The organism is Pseudomonas arcuscaelestis (genome assembly GCF_016881005.1).
Taxonomy (GTDB): Bacteria; Pseudomonadota; Gammaproteobacteria; order Pseudomonadales; family Pseudomonadaceae; genus Aquipseudomonas; species Aquipseudomonas arcuscaelestis.
The window spans coordinates 348,500-367,013 of the sequence record NZ_JACOPV010000002.1 but is presented as its reverse complement, the minus strand read 5'-3'; the positions used below and the strand labels follow the sequence as shown (position 1 = coordinate 367,013).

Here is an 18,514-nt window from a genome sequence, read left to right as displayed (position 1 = left end):
CTCCGCCTGTCATGCCTAAAACTCCGGATCTGCACCTGATCAGCACACACCAGGCTGCCAAGCTGCGATGATGGCAGTGTCTATTCCTCCGTCCTGGTCCCCCATGCAACTGACACGTCACGTTGATGCCAATGCCACGCTGTGTTCCCTGATACGCGCCCTGACGGTGCGGCCCGGGTTTGTCGATACGCATCTGGCTCAGGTGCAGGTACTGTCGGCGTATAACTATGTGGCGAGCAGCCCGCAGATCTATGAGCCGAGCCTGATGATTCTCGCCCAGGGCAGCAAACTGGCGCGTCTTGGTGCACGAACCCTGGAGTACGGTGCCGGGCATTACTTGGTTCAGGCGTTGTCGGTGCCTTTCATGTGCGAGACTTTTGCCACCGCGGACGAGCCATTGCTGGGGGTGTCGGTGGCCATCGATCGCGTGGTAGTGGGGGAGTTGGTACAGAATATGGGGTTGCCAGCCAACGATCCCATCAAGGCGCAAACACCTGAATCGATGGCCTCGGCTGCACTCGACGATGCCATGCGCGACAGTGTCGAACGCCTGTTACGTTGCCTGCAGGACCCAATGGACAGTCAGGTGATGGGTGCCGCCCGTGTGCGCGAGGTGTTGTATGTGGCGTTGCGCGGACCGCAAGCTGGCGTCTTGCGCGCGCTGGTTGAGCAACAAGGGCATTTTTCGCGTATTGCATCGGCCCTCAGCCATTTGCGCGACCACTATGCCGAACCCTTGAGTGTCGAGGCGTTGGCAAGCTGCGCCAACATGAGCGCCTCGACCTTTCACGAACACTTCAAACGCAGCACGCTGCTTTCGCCAATGCAGTACCTCAAGCGCCTGCGGTTGCTCAAGGCTCAACAAATGCTGATCGGCGAAGGCCAGGGGGTGGCGCAGGTGGCGCATCGGGTCGGCTATCAGAGCACCTCGCAGTTCAGTCGCGAATACAAACGTCACTTTCAGCGTAGCCCTGGGGAAGAGCAGCCATACGGGTGAGTCACCACGTGGGGCAAGCTCGATAACAGCGCTCAAACATCGCCAAAATGCACCGCCAGCCACACGGTGGCACGCGTGCTGTCGGTCCACTCCACACGGTGTCGGCTATGAGCAGGAATCTCGACAAAGTCGCCTGGTTTCAGTGCCCGGGCACTAGATTCGTGCTCCAGCCGCAAGCCCGCTGAACCAGCCAGGAGCAACACCCATTCACTCTGCGGCTGGTCGTACCAGAAGCCCGCGGGGCTTGCCTGGCCATTGGAGACGATGCGTTCGATGCGCAAGCCTGGGCGGGCCAGCAGTTCATCGAAGTGTTCCTGCTCGGTGACAGGGGGGAGGGGGTTGAGTAGATTGTCGAGCATCGTTGCAAGGCCCTCGTCTGGCACCACATTGTGGTTTAAGGTGGCGTCTGCCACTCATGATAGGGAATCATCATGAAACACTCGCTTTTGCAGCCGTTCAGTGTCGCAATGCTGTTGAGCACCTGCCTGCCTGCGCTGGCGGCTTTGCCTGGCGCGCCTGCCTACATAGACGATAGTGTCTATCCAGACGCCGCCAAGCAACGCATTTTGCCGCCGATGTTCGAGCAGACCCTGGCCAGTACCCGCTACGTCGCCAAGGCGGACAACCCGCTGGTCACCACGGCCGAAGCCAGTGGTTTCAATCAGACCAGCGATTACACCGAGACACGCGCTTACCTGAACAAACTGGTGGCGGCCTCCGGCGGCAGTATCGTGCTGCACGATTTGCCGGAAAAAAGCGCTGAAGGCCACCCGATGGTCATGGCGATCGCTTCACTGGAGGTCGACAAATCGCCAGCCGGGCTGAACGAGTCGGGCAAGCCGACGGTTTTCGTGGAAGCTGAGATTCACCCCGGCGAGGCCAACGGCAAGGACGCCATGTTCATGCTGCTGCGCGACATGACGACCGGTGACAAGCCGCTGGCAGGCGTGCTGGAAAAGGTCAATATTCTGTTCATTCCCACCATCAATATCGACGGTGACTTGCGTCGCAGCGCTTATGGGCGGATCAACCAGAACGGCCCGCAGGAAACCGGCTGGCGGGTCAATGGCCTGAATTACAACCTCAATCGCGACTTCACCAAGCTCGACAGTGCCGAGATTCGCAACGTCGCCTGGGTGTTCAACACCTACGACTTGAGCTTTTTCGCCGACACCCACTCCACCGATGGCGCCATGTACCCTTATGACAGCTCTTACTGTCACAACGGCAACGGCTGGTCGCCGGCCAGTAGCGCGTGGATGGACAACGTCATGCGCGCGCCGGTGTACAAGGCCCTGCAAGCAGACGGGCATGTGGTACATGAGTGCATCAGCCTCAACGACAATCAGGACCCGACTCAGGGCTATTACCCGTACCGAACCGACTACGCGCGGTTCTCCAACCAGTACGGTGATATTCGCAACGTCCCATCGATCCTGATTGAACAGCACGCCCTGCATCCCTATCAGACTCAAGTACTGGGCAACTATGTGATGCTCAAGAGCATGCTTGAGGTCATTGGCGAGCAATCGGCGTCGCTCAAGGAAGCCATCCGCCAGGACCGCGAGCGACTCGAGGCACAGCAGGACGTCATTCTGACCTGGAAGCCGGGCAAGGCCGAGACTACCCCATTCACGGTTGGCGACTATCGCTACGAGCAGTCACCGATCACGGGCGCCAAGACCATCGTCTGGAGCAACAAGCCCAAGCAACTGACGGTGCCGGTAACCGGCAACACCGAGCCGGACCTGGTGACCAAGCGGCCTCGCCAGTACGTGGTGCCGGTGCAGTGGCGCGAGGTAATCGTTCGGCTCAAGGCCCATGGCATTCAAATGACCACACTGGACAAACCCACGGCAATACCGGTCACCCTGTATCGCATGGATGAGGTCAAGATAGCCGGCGGCTTTGAGCCCGATCGCGCCCAGGTCAACCAGATTCCGGGTTATGAAGGGCGCCTGCCGGTCAGCGGTGTGGCCAAGCCCTTCGAGCGGTTGCAGACATTCGCGCCGGGCTCGGTGGTGATCGATCTTGATCAGCCACTGGGCGTACTGGCGGTAAACTTGCTGTACCCGCAAAGCCCCGATTCGTTTTGGGCCTGGGGCTTCTTCAACTCGACGCTGGTCGTTGCCGAAGAGCCCGAGGAGTACGTGATGGAGCCCATGGCGCGCAAGATGCTGGCGCAGAGCCCCGAGCTCAAGGCCGAATTCGACAAGAAGCTTAAAAGCGACAAAACCTTCGCTGCCAGCCCCAGTGCACGGTTGCAATGGTTTTATCAGCGCACGCCGTTTTATGACGTAAATGCCTTCGTCTATCCCGTGGGTGCGGTGTTCTGAAGTGCATCGCCGGGCAGACAGGAGAGGGCCTGCCCGGCGATGGCCATAATAATTAGAGAGGAAATGATGGTGGCGGTCCAAGCAAGTGCTTCCCCGATGTCGATGGCAACCCTGGAAGCGTTCAACCGGTGTGTTCTGCAATTGGCCCGTCTTGCCCGCGAGGAGGGCGGTTCGCATTTCATTGCCGACGGCCTGCAGGCCTTTCGCCAACTGGTACCGTTTGCCTCGGCATGGTGGGGAGAGATGTCCGCAGACACCAGTGCCCCGATCCAGAGTTGGATGCATGGGCGCATCGATCTGCCGGCCTCGTTTGCCGGTGAGTGGCATGATGTGGCCGGCCTGGACAGCTTTGCCATCGACACCTTGTCCAGCCTCGGTCGGGTGGTGCGCGACAGTGAGTTCACCGATCCTGTCGAGGCGGTCAACGACTTTGCCCGTCGTTACGATCTCTACCATTTGATGAACATCACCTTCGAGCTGCCCGAGAGCGGGCTGAACTTCTTTGTCTGCTTGTATCGAGGCGCAGAAGAGGAGGCATTTGATGCCACCGAGGACGGCTTGTTTGCGGCGTTCTGCGCGCATTTGCTGCAACAGTGGCGTTTCCAGGTGCAGGACATGATTCGTGTCGACACCGGCAACGGTGCCAGTGATTTCGGCGTGGCGCGCCTGGACGGCAGCCTGCTGTATATCGGTGCACGTCTGTGTGCAGCGGTTCAGCGCGAGGTGCCAGGCTGGGACGGATCGGTATTGCCGGCGCCCGTCATTGCGCAGTTGCACCAAGTACCCTGTGTAATGCGTCTAGGGCGTTGCACACTGACCCTGAGCCCCAATGCAGATCATGTGATTCTGTCACTCGAAGCCCCAGCGCCCGGCGTGGTGTTAGCGCCCCGTGAACGTACCGCGGCAATGCTTTTCGCCGCTGGCCACTCCTACAAGGAAATCGCCCGGATCCTCTCACTGAGCCCGGCGACTGTGCGCACCTACCTGCGCAATTGCTATGTGCAGTTGGGGGTCAAGAGCAAGGTGGAGCTGGGGTCTGCCTTGCGTTTGGCCGCACCGCTTGCGGAAAAAATCGCCTGACCCTCCTCATTTGCAGAGGTCCGTTCTTTTGTCCCGCGCTATAGGGTGTACGCATAGCCGTTAAAACAAGAGAGCGTTCCAATGCAACGACTGATTCCCAACCTGATGGCCGCTACGTTGGCCTTTTCATCAATTCAGGCAATGGCCGCCGCTGACCTAGTACTGGTCAATGGCAAGGTGTACACCGCAGAGCCCGGACAAGCGCTGATGCAAGCGGTGGCAGTCAAGGACGGCAAGATCCTGCAAGTGGGCAGCGATGCCCAGATCAACGCGTTGGCCGACGCCAATACCCAGCGCATCGATTTGGCCGGCAAGGTACTGATGCCGGGCATGATCGACACCCACAGTCATCCGATTGCAGGGGGGGCTGCAAGCCTGGGCGCGAACCTTGAAGATGAGGTCAAGCCGCTGCCCGAGCTTGAGCAATGGATACTTGCCGAGGTCAAGGCGGGCCGCGGGCGGGCGGGGGATGTCATCAGTGTTGCCGGCACCAGTTCAGCCTACTGGGAAAAAAGCCGCGAACTGGGCCAGGTGTTCAATCAGGGGCGCTGGGCTGATCAACCCCTGGTACTCAACGGCATCGACGGCCACACCGGCTGGGCCAACAACGCCATGCTCAAACGCCTGAAGATCGATGCGGCACTGGTCAAGGGAATGTCCGAGCAGGACCGCAGCTATGTGGGGCACGACGCGGACTTTACCCCTAATGGGTACTTCTCCGAGTCGCGCTGGGACCAGGTACGCAGTCAGATTCCCGCCGCCGACGAAGCATTCATGCTCAAGGCTGCCCGTGAAGCGGTGCGGATCAACAACCAGTATGGCGTTACTGCCTGGATGGACGCCGCTGCCAACGCTGGCAGCGACGATTCGTTGTTCGACTTCAAGGCGACCGAACAGAGCTACGGTGTATTGCCGCTGTACCGCACGCTGGCAGAGAAGGGCGAACTCAGTGCCCATGTCGCGGCGCTGATGATTGCCAACCCGAAAAGCCGACCTGCCGACCTTGAAGTGTTGGCCACGGTGGCGAAGAAGTTCGAAGGTGTGCCCAACCTGAGCTTTCCGGGCATCAAGGTGTTCGTCGATGGTGTGCTGGAGTATCCAGGGCAGACGGCGGCGATGCTCGAGCCGTACAAAAACAGCAACAAAAAGGGCCAGTTGCTGATCGAGCCAGCGCATTTCGGTGAGCTGGTCGCCGCGGCGGAAAAGCGTGATTGGATCGTGCATATGCACGCTGTAGGCGACCGTGCAGTGCGCGAGTCTCTCAATGGCGTCGAGTATGCGCGCAAGGTCAGCAACACGCCCAAGACCCACAGCATCAGCCACCTGCAAGTGGTAGACCCGAAGGACTTCCCGCGCTTCAAGCAACTGGGTGTGATCGCCTCGATGCAACTGCTCTGGGCAACTGGCGAGAGCTACACCGTGGAGTTGGTGAAACCCTACATTACCCCTTCAGCCTATAGCCATCAGTACCCGGCCAAATCCCTGCAACAGGCTGGAGCGACAATTTCCGGTGCCAGCGACTGGCCGGTGTCCAGCCCCAACCCATGGAACGCTATCGCCCAGGCTGCCACGCGCAACGGGCCGCTGGGGGTACTCAACGCCCAGGAAAGCGTCGATCGCCAACTCATGTTCCAGGCCTACACCCTCAATGCCGCCAAAACCCTGCGCCTGGAGCAGCAGATCGGTTCACTGGCGCCTGGCAAGCAGGCTGACCTGATCGTGCTGGACCGCGATGTATTCAAGGTCAGCGACGATGAACTGTTCGAGACTCAAGTACTGAAGACCTTCTTCGCCGGCAAGCAGGTCTACGCCCCCGCCTCCTGAGGCCCCCCTCTGATGATGCCTGGCTCCTTGCTCTGCGAGGGGCGCGGCTTCGTCTGCAGGAATCTGCCCGCACACCAATAAAAACAAGGGTTTTTGTATGAACGTACGTACCGTTATCTCCCTCGCCGGCTTGCTGCTGGCGCCACTGACCAGTCAAGCGCTGACCCTGAGTGACGATTTCCTCCTGGAGGTGGAGCTCACCGCTGCCAGTGATTATCGCAGCCGTGGTATTTCGCAAACCCTTGGCGACCCAGCACTGCAGGGGGGCGCGACGCTGATCCACAGCAGTGGTCTGTACCTGGGGGCCTGGACCTCGAACGTTGACTTCGGCAGTGAGTTCAAGACGCGCCAGGAGTTGGAGTACTACGCCGGTTGGTACTGGCAAGCCACCGATTCGATCAGTCTGGACCTTGGCTACATCAAGTACGACTATCCCAAGGAAGCGCAATTCAATCTGAGCGAGGTGTACGCGATTCTCGATGTTTATGGGGTGAAACTCGGTGCCTATTACTCAGATGACACACCGAATTTCTTCGGCGAAGATCAGGACACGCTTTACACCTATCTTGGCTATAGCTTTGCCTTGCCCGGTGAGGTTGGCCTGGAGCTGCGCGCCGGTCGCAACGATGTAAAAGACCCGGCCTTCTGGTCTGCCAGTGGTGACGACCGAAACACTTACTACGAGTGGGAAGTGAAATTCACCCGTGAGTTTGTGGGGGTTACCTGGGGCTTGAGTTACATCGACACCGACCTGTCGAAAAGCGAGTGCACCGGTTGGTATGGATTCGACGACCTGTGCTCGGCCACCGTTGTGGCAAGCGCCAACAAAACCTTCTAACGCCCCGCGATTCGGTCACAGGTCGAGCAGGCGCTCGATCTGGGCCAGCTCCCAGGTGCTCAACAGGCTGACCGGGTCGGTGCCATAGCGCTGCCAGGTTTCCAGTGAGCCGTGGCGACCATCAGGGTGCTGGCAGCGCTCGCAGTGGTGCAGGCGCTTGCCTTCAACGTCCAGCAACAGTTGCCAGCCTTCTATCTCTACCCGTACCAGGTTGTTCGAAAGGGCAGGCGCCAGACGCGTCATTGGGCGTATCCCGAGGGCGGCGTCGCGCAGTTGCTGGTAAACCTCACGCGGGGTCAAGGCAAGCATCGGTCATGTGTTCCTACGAAGGGATTGTATATTCATCGTGCTATCACGATAATGATAGTAATTACCATTAGCGTGTGATTCCTGTCAGTGAACCGTTCCGTCGACACCAATACAATCGTGGCCGATCTCTACAGCGACCATCACCGCTGGCTGCGCGCCTGGCTGTATCGTCGGCTGAACTGCCCTGATGATGCTGCCGATCTGGCTCAGGATACCTTCGTCCGGGCCATGGGCAGTAGTGCCTTGCCAGCCCTGGAAGAACCTCGTGCCTTTCTGGCTACCGTTGCCCGGCGTCTATTGAGCAACCTGTTTCGCCGGCGAGCCCTGGAGCAGGCCTATTTGGAGGCGCTTGGGCGGCTGCCGGAGTGCTGTATGCCTTCAGTTGAGGATGTGTTGCTGGTACGCGAGGCATTGGCACAGATCGACCGGTTGCTCGACGGCTTGCCCACACGGGCGCGCCACGCTTTTATCCTGCATCGTCTCGAAGGTATGAGCCAGCCCATGATCGCAACGCAGTTGGGCGTTTCGCTGGCAACGGTGGAGAGGGATTTGCGTCGGGCGTTCCTGCATTGCCTGAGCGTGGAGGCCGAATGAGCAACGCGCCGGTAGATCGCGCTACCCACGAGGCTGTGGACTGGCTACTCAAACTCGAAAACGCGCCAGCGCATGACAAGACGCATCACGCTTTCGAGTGTTGGTTAAAACACTGCCCGACCCATCAAACCGCCTGGCAACGGGTCAACGCGCTGATGCAAGAGCCTTTGGCCGGTTTGCATCAAGCCGAACAACGCTCACCTGGGCAACTGGCGATCGCCAGTCGCAGCCTGCGCGTGCAACCTGTGCCATCGCGACGCAAGGTGCTGGGGGGTGGTCTGGCCATGCTGTTGCTGGGATTGGGCTGTGCCGGCCTGGCTCACCGGCGAACGCCGTTAGGCGATTTGCTCGCTGACGTGCACACCGCTACCGGTGAGCGTCGCAGTCTCACCCTCAGCGATGGCTCGCGCTTGCGTCTTAACGCGCGTACGGCTGTGGACCTGCAGTTCAACGCCAAGCAGCGCCTGGTGCTGCTGCGCGAGGGTGAGTTACAGGTGGATGTTGCTGTCGAGGCCGGTCGCCCGTTCATTGTTGCCACGCGCCAAGGCCAGGTACAAGCCCAGGGCACGCGCTTTACCGTAAGCCAGGACGATCAACAAAGCCTGGTGGCGGTGCAGGCACATACTGTCTTGCTAACCACCGGCAATGTCGCTGCACAGCGCGTCGAGGAAGGGCAGGCTTATGCGTTCGATGGTCTGCGCAGTGTTGCCCTGGCGCCTTCGCTGCGGACCCGGGCCGGTTGGACTGATGGTCGCGTGGATGTGCGCGACGAACCCCTGGGCGATCTGATCGAGGCCTTGCGACCGTATCGAGCAGGCTTGCTGCGCATCAGCCCAGCAGCAGCGCGCATCCGCGTGTATGGCAGTTTTCCGCTGGATGACAGTGACCGCACCTTGATTTCGCTCAGCGAAACCCTGCCGATCAGCGTTGACAGCTTCGGCGGCTGGCTGACGCGCATCGATGTGAGCTGAGGGGCAAAAAAAATCTGCGGCCGTGAGGGGATCCGGCCACTGGCGTGTCCTCGTTATGGACAACAACTTCAAACGAGCCCCTACACACAATGCCAGACTCCATGATCCGCCCCAGCCTGCTGGCCCTTGCCATCGCCTTGGGCAGCAGTGCGCCGTTGTACGCGTTGGCGCAGAACGGTAGCAGCGTCAGTACCACCCAGGCTTTCGACCTCCCGGCCGGTGACCTGGGCGAAAGCCTTAGCCGCATCGCCCGCCAGTCCGGACGTGTGCTGTCGGTCAGCCCCGCGTTGGTGCAGGGTAAGCAGGCAGCCCGGGTCAGTGGCCAGCTCACACCCGAGCAAGCAGCCATGCAGGCACTGCGCGGCAGCGGTCTGGACCTGAACATCACGGCAGGCGGAACCTGGAACCTGGTGCCGACGGTGCAGAGCGATGCGCTGGAACTGGGGGCCACGCAGATCACCGGGCAAGGGACCGAGGACGCCTGGGGGCCGGTAGTGGGTTATGTGGCCAAGCGCACTGGCACCGCGACCAAGACCGATACCTCGGTGCTTGAATTGCCGCAGACCATCAACATTATCACCCAGGACGAAATCAAGACCCTGGGGTCGCAAACGGTCACTCAAGCCCTGCGCTATACCCCCGGAATTACCGGTGGTGGCTTCTCCGACCGTGTCGGCATCTTTGACGAGCCCACTTCACGCGGTTTCAGTCCTACGCCGTTGTACCTGGACGGCCTGCACTTGCCCTACGGCGGCGGCAGCACAGGCGGCGCGCTACAGATCGACCCGTATCTGCTGGAGCGGATTGAAGTCATGAAGGGCCCGGCCTCGGTGCTTTATGGTCAGAACCAGCCGGGAGGCCTGGTCAACATGGTTTCCAAGCGCCCGACCGCTACGCCGCAGCGTGAACTGGTACTGGGTGGCGGCAGCCAGGATCGGCGCTATGCGGCCTTCGATTTCGCCGGGCCCATGGATGATCAAGGTGAGTTCCTGTACCGCCTGACGGGCAATGGCCTGGATAAAAACGGCGAGATCGATTACGTCGAACAGCAGCGCTTCATGCTTGCACCGAGCATGACCTGGGTGCCTAACGAGCAAACCCGTCTGACGATTTATGGCCATTACCAGAAAGACAACGGCGTTCCAGAAGCTCAAGGCTTGCCCGCCATCGGAACGGTATTTTCCAGCCCCAATGGCCGGATCAAACGCAGCCGGTTTATCGGTGAGCCCGATATCAACGCCTATGACCGCGAGCAGTACACGTTCGGTTATGAGTTAAGTCACGAACTGAACGATGTCTGGACCTTTAAGCAGAATGCCCGCTATGCCTATGTCGACGATCGCTTTCGCGCGCAGTTGCACGGCTACACGTTTGTCACCAACCCGCAGACGGGTGTTGACGACCAGCGCTACATGACCCGCTTCGGAGTCGATTGGAAACAGCGCAATAAAGTGTTTGGCGTCGATAACATTGCCCAGGCCAAGTTCAATACGTACGAGGTGGCGCATACGCTGCTGGTGGGGGTCGATTATTACCACTCCAATTCCAAGTTCCTTGGCCTCTACGACCGAACCCCCCCGATCATCGACCTGTACTCGCCGGTCTACGGTCAGGCGCTGAACTTCGGCCAACCGTTCAACTGGGACAACACTGTGACCCAGACGGGCTTGTATGTGCAGGACCAACTCAAATGGAACAATTGGTTCCTGACTCTGGGCGGTCGTTACGACTGGGCCGAAACCGAAACCCGGGAACCTATCGCACAGAACTTCGCCACCCTCAAGGACGAGAAGTTCACCGGTCGCGCAGGCATCGGCTACAGCTTCGAAAGCGGTGTTACCCCCTACGTCAGCTACACCGAGTCGTTCCTGCCGGTGACGGGGGCGGACATCCACCACAAGCCGTTCGAGCCCTCCACCGGCAAGCAGGTTGAAGCCGGGGTCAAATACCAGCCGCCTGGGCAGGAGAGTTTTATGCAGCTGTCGGTGTATGAGATCAAACAGCAGAACATCCTCACCACCGACCCCACCGATTGGACCCGCAGCGTCCAGGTCGGCGCATTGCGCTCGCGTGGCGTGGAGCTTGAGGGCAAGGCCAGCCTGAGTGACAACCTCGAGGTGATTGCCTCGGTTTCGCGTAACGATGTGGTCTACACCAAGGACAACGATGGCCGTGAAGGCCGGCACCCATCAGGTACGCCACCGATGACGGCGTCGCTGTGGCTGGACTACCACTTTACCGGCGATACGCTGTTGGCTGGCCTGGGCATGGGGCTGGGCGCACGGTATGTGCGTGGCAGTGACGGAAGTGACTTTGCTTATGATCACTTCAGTATCCCGTCGTACACCGTCTACGACGGCATGCTTTCGTATGACTTTCAGCAGTCGCCGCTGCGTTTGAAAGGGGTGAAGTTGCAGGTCAACCTGCAAAACCTCGAAGACAAAGTGTATGTCAGCCGTTGTACCAGTGATGTCGATTGCTATTACGGTGAAGGCCGCACCCTGACCACCGATCTGACTTACAACTGGTAGGTTTCAGGCGTCACGCAACAAGTCCTGGGCGTCCAGTAGCCGGTAGGCAATCTCCGGTTGACGCTCCAGGGCGCGGCGAATGGCGGCGGGGATGCTTTGGCGGGTCTTGCGGCACAGCCCCGGCAGTTCTGCTATCTGGATGTTGAAGCCGCGCATGGTGCGCACCTCGTTGTCGCTGGGACTGATCTGCAGGCGAATGCCCAGGTTGTCGTAGAGCTTGCGCTGCATGTGCTCCAGGTCGGCCAGGCTCTGCAGGTTTTCCAGGCGTTCGATCAGGCGCTTTTCCTCCTGGCGCGTCAGCAGCAGGATGCGCAGGTCCTGCAGCGTTTCACGGCCACAATCACAGGCGCCAGGTGGGCAGGGTGTGCGGGTTGGCAAGGTGGCATTCATGACCACCAGCATAGCGATGAGTGCAGGCTTTTGCCCAGAGGCGAGCCGCTGTCTGTCGTCGGGCGGCTCGCCTGGGCAGGTTGCTTACTCCTGCTTGAGCTTCCAGGTGCCCGGCAGCGACAGTTCACCCGAGCTGATGTCCCAGACGCTGCTGACGCACAGCAGCGGGTTGTGCAGATCGGCATTGACCTTCAGTGCTGCGGTTACGCCGTCGTAGTTGAAGCTTTGCGGGAAGCCTACGGCGGCCAGGGGCACACTGATCTGCGCCGCGTTCTTGTCCACGCTGAGATCGTAACCAGGAGAGTCGATGTAGATCGGCGCCCCTGGCCAAGTAGCAGGCAGCTTGGGCTTGGCGCCTTTGGGGATATCGCGCACCTTCAGCCCACTGGGTCCGCAGCTTTCATCCTTGCTCAACACCACCCAGTGGGAGTGCCACAGGCCACCGTCGTTATCGGTCTTGCCGTCGCGGTTTTCATCGAGTTGCGGGGTGTCATCAAAATCCGGGTGCGAGGTCAGCGCCAGGGCGAGGATCCCCGCCTTGGCTTCAAAGCCGACACTGCTGCTGTCCAGGCTGGTAGGCCACACGTAGCTATACACCTCGGCACCCGCGAAGGCGCCTTTGGCGCTGGGCAGTCGACTGCCTGCCTTGCCATCGACCAGTTGTTCAAACACCAGGTTTTCACCTTGTTTGAAAACCCGGGTCTGAACCAGGTCGAAAGCGGCGTCGGCGTTGCCCTTGGCGCTTTTGATGCCAGGGTTGTCATGGGCCCAGACTTGGGTGGCAAGCAGGCTTAAAGCGAAGGCGAGGGTACGTTTCATGGGGTGGCTCCTGGGTGGGATATGGTTTCGAATCGATACCAAGTTGCCTAAGCTTAAACGCACCTTTGTCAATATAGTTTTTATTCGATACTATCTATCGACGCTATCAATCGGGACTGCCCAACGTGCTATTCGACCTGCTGGAAAGGTTATCGAGCCTCACGCGTGTCTGGTTCCGCCAGCACCCGCTGCTGGCCGACATCCAGCCGATTCAACTGAGTGCGTTGCTCTATCTGGCGCGCTGCAACCGCTATTCCAATACACCGCTGGCGGTTACTGAATACCTGGGCCTGACCAAGGGTACGGTTTCGCAGTCGCTCAAGGCGTTGGAAGGCAAAGGCCTGATCGTCAAAACCCAGGATGTTGCAGACAAGCGCAGCGTTCATCTGAGTCTCACCGAGCCAGCACGAGCCTTGCTGGCGGCAGTAATGCCCCCGGATTTTTTGCTGACCGCGACTGAACGCATGGGGGCGCGGGCTGAAGATTTGCAAGGCTTGCTGGCTGATTTGCTGCGCAGTGTCCAGCAACACGAAAACGTACCGAGTTTTGGACTGTGCAAGACCTGCCGCTTTCACCGCAAGACGGCGTCCGGTGGTTTTTGCGAGCTGACCCAGGAGCCACTGGCAGCGGCCGAACGTGAACTGATTTGCCGCGAGCACCAGCTCGCGGAACTTACGGAGTAATGCCGATGAAGCTTGATACTGTCCTGACCGGCAAGGCTGTGGCCTTCACCCGGCCAGGGTCTTGCAGTGCGATCGCCAAAGAGGCCCGTAGCGGTGAGCTGGCAGTGACCGAGCTGGGGCTTGCGGGTGACGAGCAGGGCGACTTGCGCGTTCATGGCGGCAAGGACAAAGCCATTCACCATTACCCGCGCGAGCACTACGCGATATGGGCGGCTGAACTCGGTGAGCTCCCGTTGCTGCAGGCTGCCGGGGCCTTTGGTGAAAACCTCAGCACCTATGGTTGGACCGAGCAGACAGTCTGTCTTGGGGATCGCGTGCGAGTGGGTAGCGCAGTGCTGGAAGTTTCACAGGGGCGTATGCCGTGCTGGAAACTCAATGATCGCTTTGGGGTAAAGGACATGTCGTTGCGGGTCCAGCAGAGCGGCCGTACCGGATGGTATTACCGGGTGCTGGAGGAGGGTGTGCTGGCTGCAGGCGACACGCTACAGATGATCGAGCGCCCTCACCCCCAATGGTCGGTGGCGCGGTTGTCGTCGGTGCTGTTTGACCAGCAGGTGGACGCAGATGTGATTCGCCAATGCCTGCAATTGCCGTTGGCGCCCTCTTGGCGGCGAACCCTGGATCGGCGCCTGGAGCGGGCCGAGGTCGAAGACTGGGCCCCGCGGTTGCAGGGGCCACAGCTTTAAGGCTCGCGCTAGGCAAGATTCAAGGCGTGATAGCGACCTTCATAACGCCATCACGTTGATGCGCAAACAGCTCATAGGCTGCTTCGATATCGTCGAGTTTGAAGCGGTGGGTGACCAGGGGCTTGAGGTCAACAGCGCCGCTGCCAACCACTTCCATCAGCCTGCGCATGCGCTCCTTGCCGCCGGGGCAAAGGGTGCTGACGATGCTGTAGTCGCCTAACCCGGCGCCAAACGCCGACAACGGGATTGTCAGGTCGGATGAGTACACACCCAGGCTCGACAAGGTGCCACCCGGGCGCAGAATACGCAGCGCCGACTCGAACGTGGACTGGGTGCCCAGTGCTTCAATGGAGACATCCACCCCGCGGCCATTGGTCAGGGCCATGATTTGTTCTACGACATTGCCTTGCTTGAAATCCACCACATGGGTGGCGCCCAATTGGCGCGCAACGGTCAGGCGAGCGGCAACAGTGTCGACGCCGATAATAGTGGTAGCGCCCATCAAGCGTGCGCCCGCTACCGCGCACAGGCCAATTGGGCCAAGGGCAAACACTGCGACCGTGTCGCCGATTCGCACGCCACCGCGTTCGGCGCCGGAGAAACCGGTGGACATGATGTCCGGGCACATCAGTACCTGTTCATCGCTCAGGCCGTCGGGAATGGGTGAGAGGTTGGCCATGGCATCGGGTACCAGTACATATTCGGCCTGGCAGCCGTCGATGGTATTGCCGAACTTCCAGCCGCCTGCAGGGCGAAAGCCATGGGGGGTGCCAGGACCGTCCTGGGAAGCGCAGCCGCATAGACAGGCGTAACTGTGGCCGCTGGGTGTGATAGCGCCGGCGATGACGCGCTGGCCTTCGGTGAAGCCCTGGACCTGGCTGCCGAGCTTTTCAATGATGCCTACCGGCTCATGACCGATGGTCAGGCCTTTGGCCACGGGGTACTCGCCACGCAGGATGTGCACATCAGTTCCGCACAGCGTGGTGGTGGTGATACGCAGCAGCGCATCGGAAGGGCCCACCTCGGGGATCGGTTTCTCATCCAGAACAATGCGATTCTTTTCGACGAAGATTGCCGCTTTCATGCGGGACATGGCCAATTCTCCTGAACAGGTTTACAGGCGTGGGTCGTGCAGTCTTCGTTCAGGGTGCGCGTTTGCGCCGCGTATGGCTATGATCGGGATCAATGGGGGAGGGGAAATGCACCGCGGGGCAAGCCTGCCCCCACAGGTTTATTCCTGTAGGAGTGGGCTTGCCCCGCGATTGCTCAATCAGGCAGCGGAGCTAAGTTTGCCGCTGCCTTGAGCCTTTACCACTTGCTTGCGGCAGGCGTCGCCAAAGGCCTGGAACATCTTGATCGAGTCCGGGTTCTTGGCCGCTTGCCATTCCGGGTGCCATTGCACGGCAAACAGGAATGGAGACAAGCTAGGTGCGTGGATAGCCTCTACCAGGCCATCTTCGGCGCGAGCCAGAGGCTCGATCCCTTTGCCGAGGTTTTTCAGACCCTGGCCGTGCAGCGAGTTGACGCGGATCTCGTCGCTTTGCAGGAGCTTTTGCAACCAGCTGCCTTGCTCCAGACGCACGCTGTGAACAGCGCTGTACTGCACGTCGACAGGATCGTCCGAGTTTTCCCGGTGATCGTTGAAGCCGGCTTCTGCGTAGACCTTCTGGTAGATATCACCACCCAGCGCTACGTTGATTTCCTGCATGCCACGGCAGATGCCGAAAATCGGCAAGCCACGGGCAATGGCAGCCTTGACCAGCGGCATGTCAAACAGGTCGCGGTCACGGTCCTGGGTTTTGCCTGGGGTTTCGTTTTCCTGGCCGTAGAGCGCTGGGTCAATGTTGCTGCCAGCACCGGTCAGGTAAACACCATCCGCCATGTCCAGGTAGGTTTCGAGGTCTTCGGTGCCGCAGCAGGTCGGAACCAGAACGGGTATGCAACCCGAATGCTCGACCAGTGGCACGATGTATTTGTGAGTCATGACCTGATAATCGTGACCTTTGCGCTCCTGGGCGCCCATGGTCATCAGCACGACGGGTTTACGAAGGGTTTGTTTCTTATTGCCAATGTTGCTGTTGGGCATATGTCACCTTGGGACAGGCGCGGCCTGTCATTATTGTGCAGGCGCGCAGCTGAAACCTTTGCGCTACCTGAGGTTTCGAGCACTGCCGGAAGGGCGCAGAGGGCCAATATTTCCGGTCGAAACCTGTCATACAGCTTGCCAGAGCCGTTTAATATGTCAAACGACTTCAGATTGCGCGGCCGAAGGCTATCATTGCCTTGGTGCAATTATGGGTACGCAAGCCTTGCCGGCCGGCGCCGCGAGCGATTATCGCGGTTAATTATATTTAACAGTTTGTTGCAAGTCGGTGGGTGTCGCGGGGCAGGGCCCCGCGCTTGTCTCAGTGCAGGATCTGGGCAAGAAAACCCTTGGCTCGCGCGGTCTGCGGATTGTTGAAGAATGCTTGCGGGCTGGCGTCTTCGATTATTTGCCCGCCATCGAGAAACAGCACTCGTTCGGCGACCTGGCGGGCAAAGCCCATCTCGTGGGTGACACAGAGCATGGTCATGCCGGTGTCTGCCAGTTTTACCAGTACGTCCAGCACCTCAGCGACCATTTCCGGATCGAGTGCCGAGGTGGGCTCGTCGAACAGCATGATTTTCGGCTTCATGCACAGCGCCCTGGCAATGGCCACGCGTTGTTGTTGGCCACCCGAGAGCTGACTGGGGTATTTATTGGCCTGGCTCTCGATACCCACCTTGTTCAAATAAAAGCGTGCACGCTCTTCCGCTTCCTTGCGTGACAGGCCACGCACGCTCATCGGGGCCAGGGTGCAATTGTCCAGCACGCTCATGTGCGGGAACAGGTTGAAGTGCTGGAACACCATGCCAATTTCACTGCGAACATCGGCGGCCTGGCGAGTGGTCAGGGCAAGGTCGGTATCGTTGACACGAATGTGACCTTTCTCGGCGATTTCCAGGCGGTTGATGCAGCGGATCAAGGTCGACTTGCCCGAGCCCGAAGGCCCGCACAGAACAATGCGTTCGCCCTCGCGCACGCTCAGGTTGATGTCACGCAACACATGGTAGGCGCCGTAGTGTTTGTTCAAACCCTCAATGCTCACCACGACATTGCGCGAGTCGGTTTGAGGGGACGTGTGGGTGGCTGCAAGGCTTAGTGAAGCGGTCATGTTGTTATTCTCCCGCGATCAATTAAAGCGTGCCGCGCTGTACGGCGCAGGGTCGGTAAAGGTGGCTTCGCCGGTGATCATTTCGGCCAGCAAGCGACCGCTTACCGGGCCAAGGGTCAGGCCGTGATGCGCGTGACCGAAGTTGAACCACAGGCCTTTGTGCCGGGCAGCCGGGCCAATCACCGGGCGCATGTCCGGTAGGCACGGACGCCGTCCCAGCCAAGGCTGGGCGTCAAGGCGCTGGCCGAGGGGGAAGATCTTGCGTGCAAGGGCTTCGCAGCGCTTGAGTTGGATCTCGTTGGCCGCATCGCTACTGGCAGCGAATTCGATGCCGGTGGTCAGGCGAATACCCTGGGCCATCGGGGCCAGCACGTAGCCGCCCTGACCATCGCAAATCGAGTGCTTGAGTTCGGCGCCGTCGCGGCCTTGGTAATGCATGTGGTAGCCGCGTTTGATTTCCAGCGGAATGCGATAACCCAGCGGCTTGAACAGGTCTGTCGATTGCGGGCCAAGGGCGATGACCACCTCGGATGCAGTGATCGGACCCTGGCGGCTGTCTACCTGCCACTCGCTGTCGATTTGGCGCAGGGTGCGCGCATCACCATGGATGAACTGGCCGCCGCGTTGCACGAACAAGGCGGCGTAACCGCGGGTCAGGCCGCCGGGGTTGGTGACGGTCTTGGGGTCGAGCCAGTGGATACCACCGACCACGTTTTCGCTCAGGTCCGCTTCCCGGGCATGCAGTTGCTGACGGTCAAGAACCTCGTAACTCAAACCGTAGGGTGCAAGCGCCTGGGCATCGTCCTTGGCCTTGCTGAAGGCGGCGTCGTTGCGAAACACCTCGATCCAGCCGTTGGCTTTGACCAGATCGCCAAGGCCGGCGGCGCCGATCAAGGCGTCGTGTTCTTCGACGCAGCGTTGCACCAGTGGCAGCATGGCGCGGGTGGCGACGCTCAGGCCGGCAACTGAAGAGTTCTGCCAGTACTTGAACAGCCAAGGTGCTACTTTAGGGATATGAGTGAGGCTGTAGCGCACATCCGACTGCCGGTTCAGGCCGTAGCGCAGCAGGCTCGACAGCTCCCGCGGAAAGGCATAAGGGATGACGCTGGAACGCTCGATCAGGCCAGCGTTGCCATGACTGGTGCCGCTGCCGGGCTCCTCGCGATCAATAAGAATCACCTTGCGCCCGCGAGCCTGCAAGTGAAGGGCCGTGCTGACGCCGACGATACCGGCGCCCAGAACGATGGTTTGACAATGCATTG

At 60.0% G+C, this 18,514-nt stretch carries 18 protein-coding genes; 10 read left to right on the top strand and 8 right to left on the bottom strand.

Annotated elements, in window-relative coordinates; all coding sequences use genetic code 11:
- The first annotated feature begins 103 nt into the window (after positions 1-103).
- Entirely contained in the window at positions 104-997 is an 894-nt protein-coding gene (locus tag H8F21_RS03920) for an AraC family transcriptional regulator (protein WP_203479339.1), read from the top strand.
- Positions 998-1,029: 32 nt separating this feature from the next.
- On the opposite strand, the gene H8F21_RS03915 is transcribed toward H8F21_RS03920, so the two are convergent.
- Entirely contained in the window at positions 1,030-1,356 is a 327-nt protein-coding gene (locus H8F21_RS03915; RefSeq protein WP_203479338.1) for a cupin domain-containing protein, read from the bottom strand.
- Between the two features lie 72 nt (positions 1,357-1,428).
- On the opposite strand from H8F21_RS03915, the gene H8F21_RS03910 reads away from it, so the two are divergent.
- The 4 genes from H8F21_RS03910 (at position 1,429) to H8F21_RS03895 (ending at position 7,075) form a co-directional block, all read left to right on the top strand.
- Positions 1,429-3,333: a M14 family metallopeptidase gene (locus tag H8F21_RS03910; RefSeq protein WP_203479337.1), complete on the top strand. Its 1,905-nt coding sequence runs from the start codon at positions 1,429-1,431 to the stop codon at positions 3,331-3,333.
- Positions 3,334-3,396: 63 nt separating this feature from the next.
- A complete protein-coding gene (locus H8F21_RS03905; RefSeq protein WP_408004403.1) occupies positions 3,397-4,413 on the top strand; it encodes a helix-turn-helix transcriptional regulator in 1,017 nt (338 codons plus the stop codon).
- 81 nt (positions 4,414-4,494) lie between these two features.
- Positions 4,495-6,237 carry an amidohydrolase gene (locus H8F21_RS03900; RefSeq protein ID WP_203479336.1) on the top strand — a complete coding sequence of 581 codons (1,743 nt, stop codon included), beginning with the start codon at positions 4,495-4,497 and terminating at the stop codon, positions 6,235-6,237.
- Between the two features lie 97 nt (positions 6,238-6,334).
- Entirely contained in the window at positions 6,335-7,075 is a 741-nt protein-coding gene (locus H8F21_RS03895; protein ID WP_203479335.1) for a TorF family putative porin, read from the top strand.
- A 15-nt stretch (positions 7,076-7,090) separates the two neighbouring features.
- Here the strand turns inward: H8F21_RS03895 and H8F21_RS03890 are convergent, their stop codons facing one another.
- Complete coding sequence (locus H8F21_RS03890) at positions 7,091-7,384, bottom strand: DUF7693 family protein (RefSeq protein WP_203479334.1); 294 nt, start codon at positions 7,382-7,384, stop codon at positions 7,091-7,093.
- An 87-nt stretch (positions 7,385-7,471) separates the two neighbouring features.
- Between H8F21_RS03890 and H8F21_RS03885 the strand changes: the two genes are divergently transcribed.
- The 3 genes from H8F21_RS03885 (at position 7,472) to H8F21_RS03875 (ending at position 11,480) form a co-directional block, all read left to right on the top strand.
- Positions 7,472-7,978: a sigma-70 family RNA polymerase sigma factor gene (locus H8F21_RS03885; RefSeq protein WP_203479333.1), complete on the top strand. Its 507-nt coding sequence runs from the start codon at positions 7,472-7,474 to the stop codon at positions 7,976-7,978.
- Positions 7,975-8,949: a FecR domain-containing protein gene (locus H8F21_RS03880; RefSeq protein ID WP_203479332.1), complete on the top strand. Its 975-nt coding sequence runs from the start codon at positions 7,975-7,977 to the stop codon at positions 8,947-8,949. Before H8F21_RS03885 ends, H8F21_RS03880 begins: the two co-directional genes overlap by 4 nt.
- An 89-nt stretch (positions 8,950-9,038) precedes the next feature.
- On the top strand, positions 9,039-11,480 hold the full coding sequence (locus H8F21_RS03875) for a TonB-dependent siderophore receptor (RefSeq protein WP_203584068.1): 2,442 nt from the start codon (positions 9,039-9,041) through the stop codon (positions 11,478-11,480).
- A 3-nt stretch (positions 11,481-11,483) separates the two neighbouring features.
- Here H8F21_RS03875 and H8F21_RS03870 read toward each other — a convergent pair whose 3' ends face one another.
- Together H8F21_RS03870 and H8F21_RS03865 are read right to left on the bottom strand one after the other, a co-directional pair.
- Positions 11,484-11,870 carry a hypothetical protein gene (locus H8F21_RS03870; protein ID WP_136475883.1) on the bottom strand — a complete coding sequence of 129 codons (387 nt, stop codon included), beginning with the start codon at positions 11,868-11,870 and terminating at the stop codon, positions 11,484-11,486.
- An 84-nt stretch (positions 11,871-11,954) separates the two neighbouring features.
- Positions 11,955-12,689: a hypothetical protein gene (locus tag H8F21_RS03865; protein WP_203479331.1), complete on the bottom strand. Its 735-nt coding sequence runs from the start codon at positions 12,687-12,689 to the stop codon at positions 11,955-11,957.
- 125 nt (positions 12,690-12,814) lie between these two features.
- Here H8F21_RS03865 and H8F21_RS03860 point away from each other — a divergent pair, with 125 nt between their 5' ends.
- A complete protein-coding gene (locus tag H8F21_RS03860) occupies positions 12,815-13,372 on the top strand; it encodes a MarR family winged helix-turn-helix transcriptional regulator (protein ID WP_203479330.1) in 558 nt (185 codons plus the stop codon).
- A complete protein-coding gene (locus H8F21_RS03855; RefSeq protein WP_203479329.1) occupies positions 13,372-14,058 on the top strand; it encodes an MOSC domain-containing protein in 687 nt (228 codons plus the stop codon). Before H8F21_RS03860 ends, H8F21_RS03855 begins: the two co-directional genes overlap by 1 nt.
- A gap of 19 nt (positions 14,059-14,077) precedes the next feature.
- On the opposite strand, the gene H8F21_RS03850 is transcribed toward H8F21_RS03855, so the two are convergent.
- The 4 genes from H8F21_RS03850 to H8F21_RS03835 all read right to left on the bottom strand — a co-directional run bounded on the left by H8F21_RS03850 (position 14,078) and on the right by H8F21_RS03835 (position 18,512).
- Positions 14,078-15,151: an NAD(P)-dependent alcohol dehydrogenase gene (locus H8F21_RS03850; RefSeq protein WP_203479328.1), complete on the bottom strand. Its 1,074-nt coding sequence runs from the start codon at positions 15,149-15,151 to the stop codon at positions 14,078-14,080.
- Positions 15,152-15,328: 177 nt separating this feature from the next.
- Positions 15,329-16,144, bottom strand: a complete 816-nt coding sequence (locus H8F21_RS03845) for a gamma-glutamyl-gamma-aminobutyrate hydrolase family protein (RefSeq protein ID WP_203479327.1) — start codon at positions 16,142-16,144, stop codon at positions 15,329-15,331.
- Between the two features lie 319 nt (positions 16,145-16,463).
- On the bottom strand, positions 16,464-17,252 hold the full coding sequence (locus H8F21_RS03840) for an amino acid ABC transporter ATP-binding protein (RefSeq protein ID WP_236042865.1): 789 nt from the start codon (positions 17,250-17,252) through the stop codon (positions 16,464-16,466).
- An 18-nt stretch (positions 17,253-17,270) separates the two neighbouring features.
- Positions 17,271-18,512 (bottom strand): NAD(P)/FAD-dependent oxidoreductase, encoded by a 1,242-nt coding sequence (locus H8F21_RS03835; protein ID WP_203479326.1) that lies wholly within the window; start codon positions 18,510-18,512, stop codon positions 17,271-17,273.
- Positions 18,513-18,514 lie beyond the last annotated feature (2 nt).

What these genes read in the sequence shown, in the direction of transcription:
- H8F21_RS03920 (WP_203479339.1), top strand. Translation starts at nt 104, where the DNA reads ATGCAACTGACACGTCACGTTGATGCCAATGCCACGCTGTGTTCCCTG.
- H8F21_RS03915 (WP_203479338.1), bottom strand. Translation starts at nt 1,356, where the DNA reads ATGCTCGACAATCTACTCAACCCCCTCCCCCCTGTCACCGAGCAGGAA.
- H8F21_RS03910 (WP_203479337.1), top strand. Translation starts at nt 1,429, where the DNA reads ATGAAACACTCGCTTTTGCAGCCGTTCAGTGTCGCAATGCTGTTGAGC.
- H8F21_RS03905 (WP_408004403.1), top strand. Translation starts at nt 3,397, where the DNA reads ATGATGGTGGCGGTCCAAGCAAGTGCTTCCCCGATGTCGATGGCAACC.
- H8F21_RS03900 (WP_203479336.1), top strand. Translation starts at nt 4,495, where the DNA reads ATGCAACGACTGATTCCCAACCTGATGGCCGCTACGTTGGCCTTTTCA.
- H8F21_RS03895 (WP_203479335.1), top strand. Translation starts at nt 6,335, where the DNA reads ATGAACGTACGTACCGTTATCTCCCTCGCCGGCTTGCTGCTGGCGCCA.
- H8F21_RS03890 (WP_203479334.1), bottom strand. Translation starts at nt 7,384, where the DNA reads ATGCTTGCCTTGACCCCGCGTGAGGTTTACCAGCAACTGCGCGACGCC.
- H8F21_RS03880 (WP_203479332.1), top strand. Translation starts at nt 7,975, where the DNA reads ATGAGCAACGCGCCGGTAGATCGCGCTACCCACGAGGCTGTGGACTGG.
- H8F21_RS03875 (WP_203584068.1), top strand. Translation starts at nt 9,039, where the DNA reads ATGCCAGACTCCATGATCCGCCCCAGCCTGCTGGCCCTTGCCATCGCC.
- H8F21_RS03870 (WP_136475883.1), bottom strand. Translation starts at nt 11,870, where the DNA reads ATGAATGCCACCTTGCCAACCCGCACACCCTGCCCACCTGGCGCCTGT.
- H8F21_RS03865 (WP_203479331.1), bottom strand. Translation starts at nt 12,689, where the DNA reads ATGAAACGTACCCTCGCCTTCGCTTTAAGCCTGCTTGCCACCCAAGTC.
- H8F21_RS03855 (WP_203479329.1), top strand. Translation starts at nt 13,372, where the DNA reads ATGCCGATGAAGCTTGATACTGTCCTGACCGGCAAGGCTGTGGCCTTC.
- H8F21_RS03850 (WP_203479328.1), bottom strand. Translation starts at nt 15,151, where the DNA reads ATGTCCCGCATGAAAGCGGCAATCTTCGTCGAAAAGAATCGCATTGTT.
- H8F21_RS03845 (WP_203479327.1), bottom strand. Translation starts at nt 16,144, where the DNA reads ATGCCCAACAGCAACATTGGCAATAAGAAACAAACCCTTCGTAAACCC.
- H8F21_RS03840 (WP_236042865.1), bottom strand. Translation starts at nt 17,252, where the DNA reads ATGACCGCTTCACTAAGCCTTGCAGCCACCCACACGTCCCCTCAAACC.
- H8F21_RS03835 (WP_203479326.1), bottom strand. Translation starts at nt 18,512, where the DNA reads ATGCATTGTCAAACCATCGTTCTGGGCGCCGGTATCGTCGGCGTCAGC.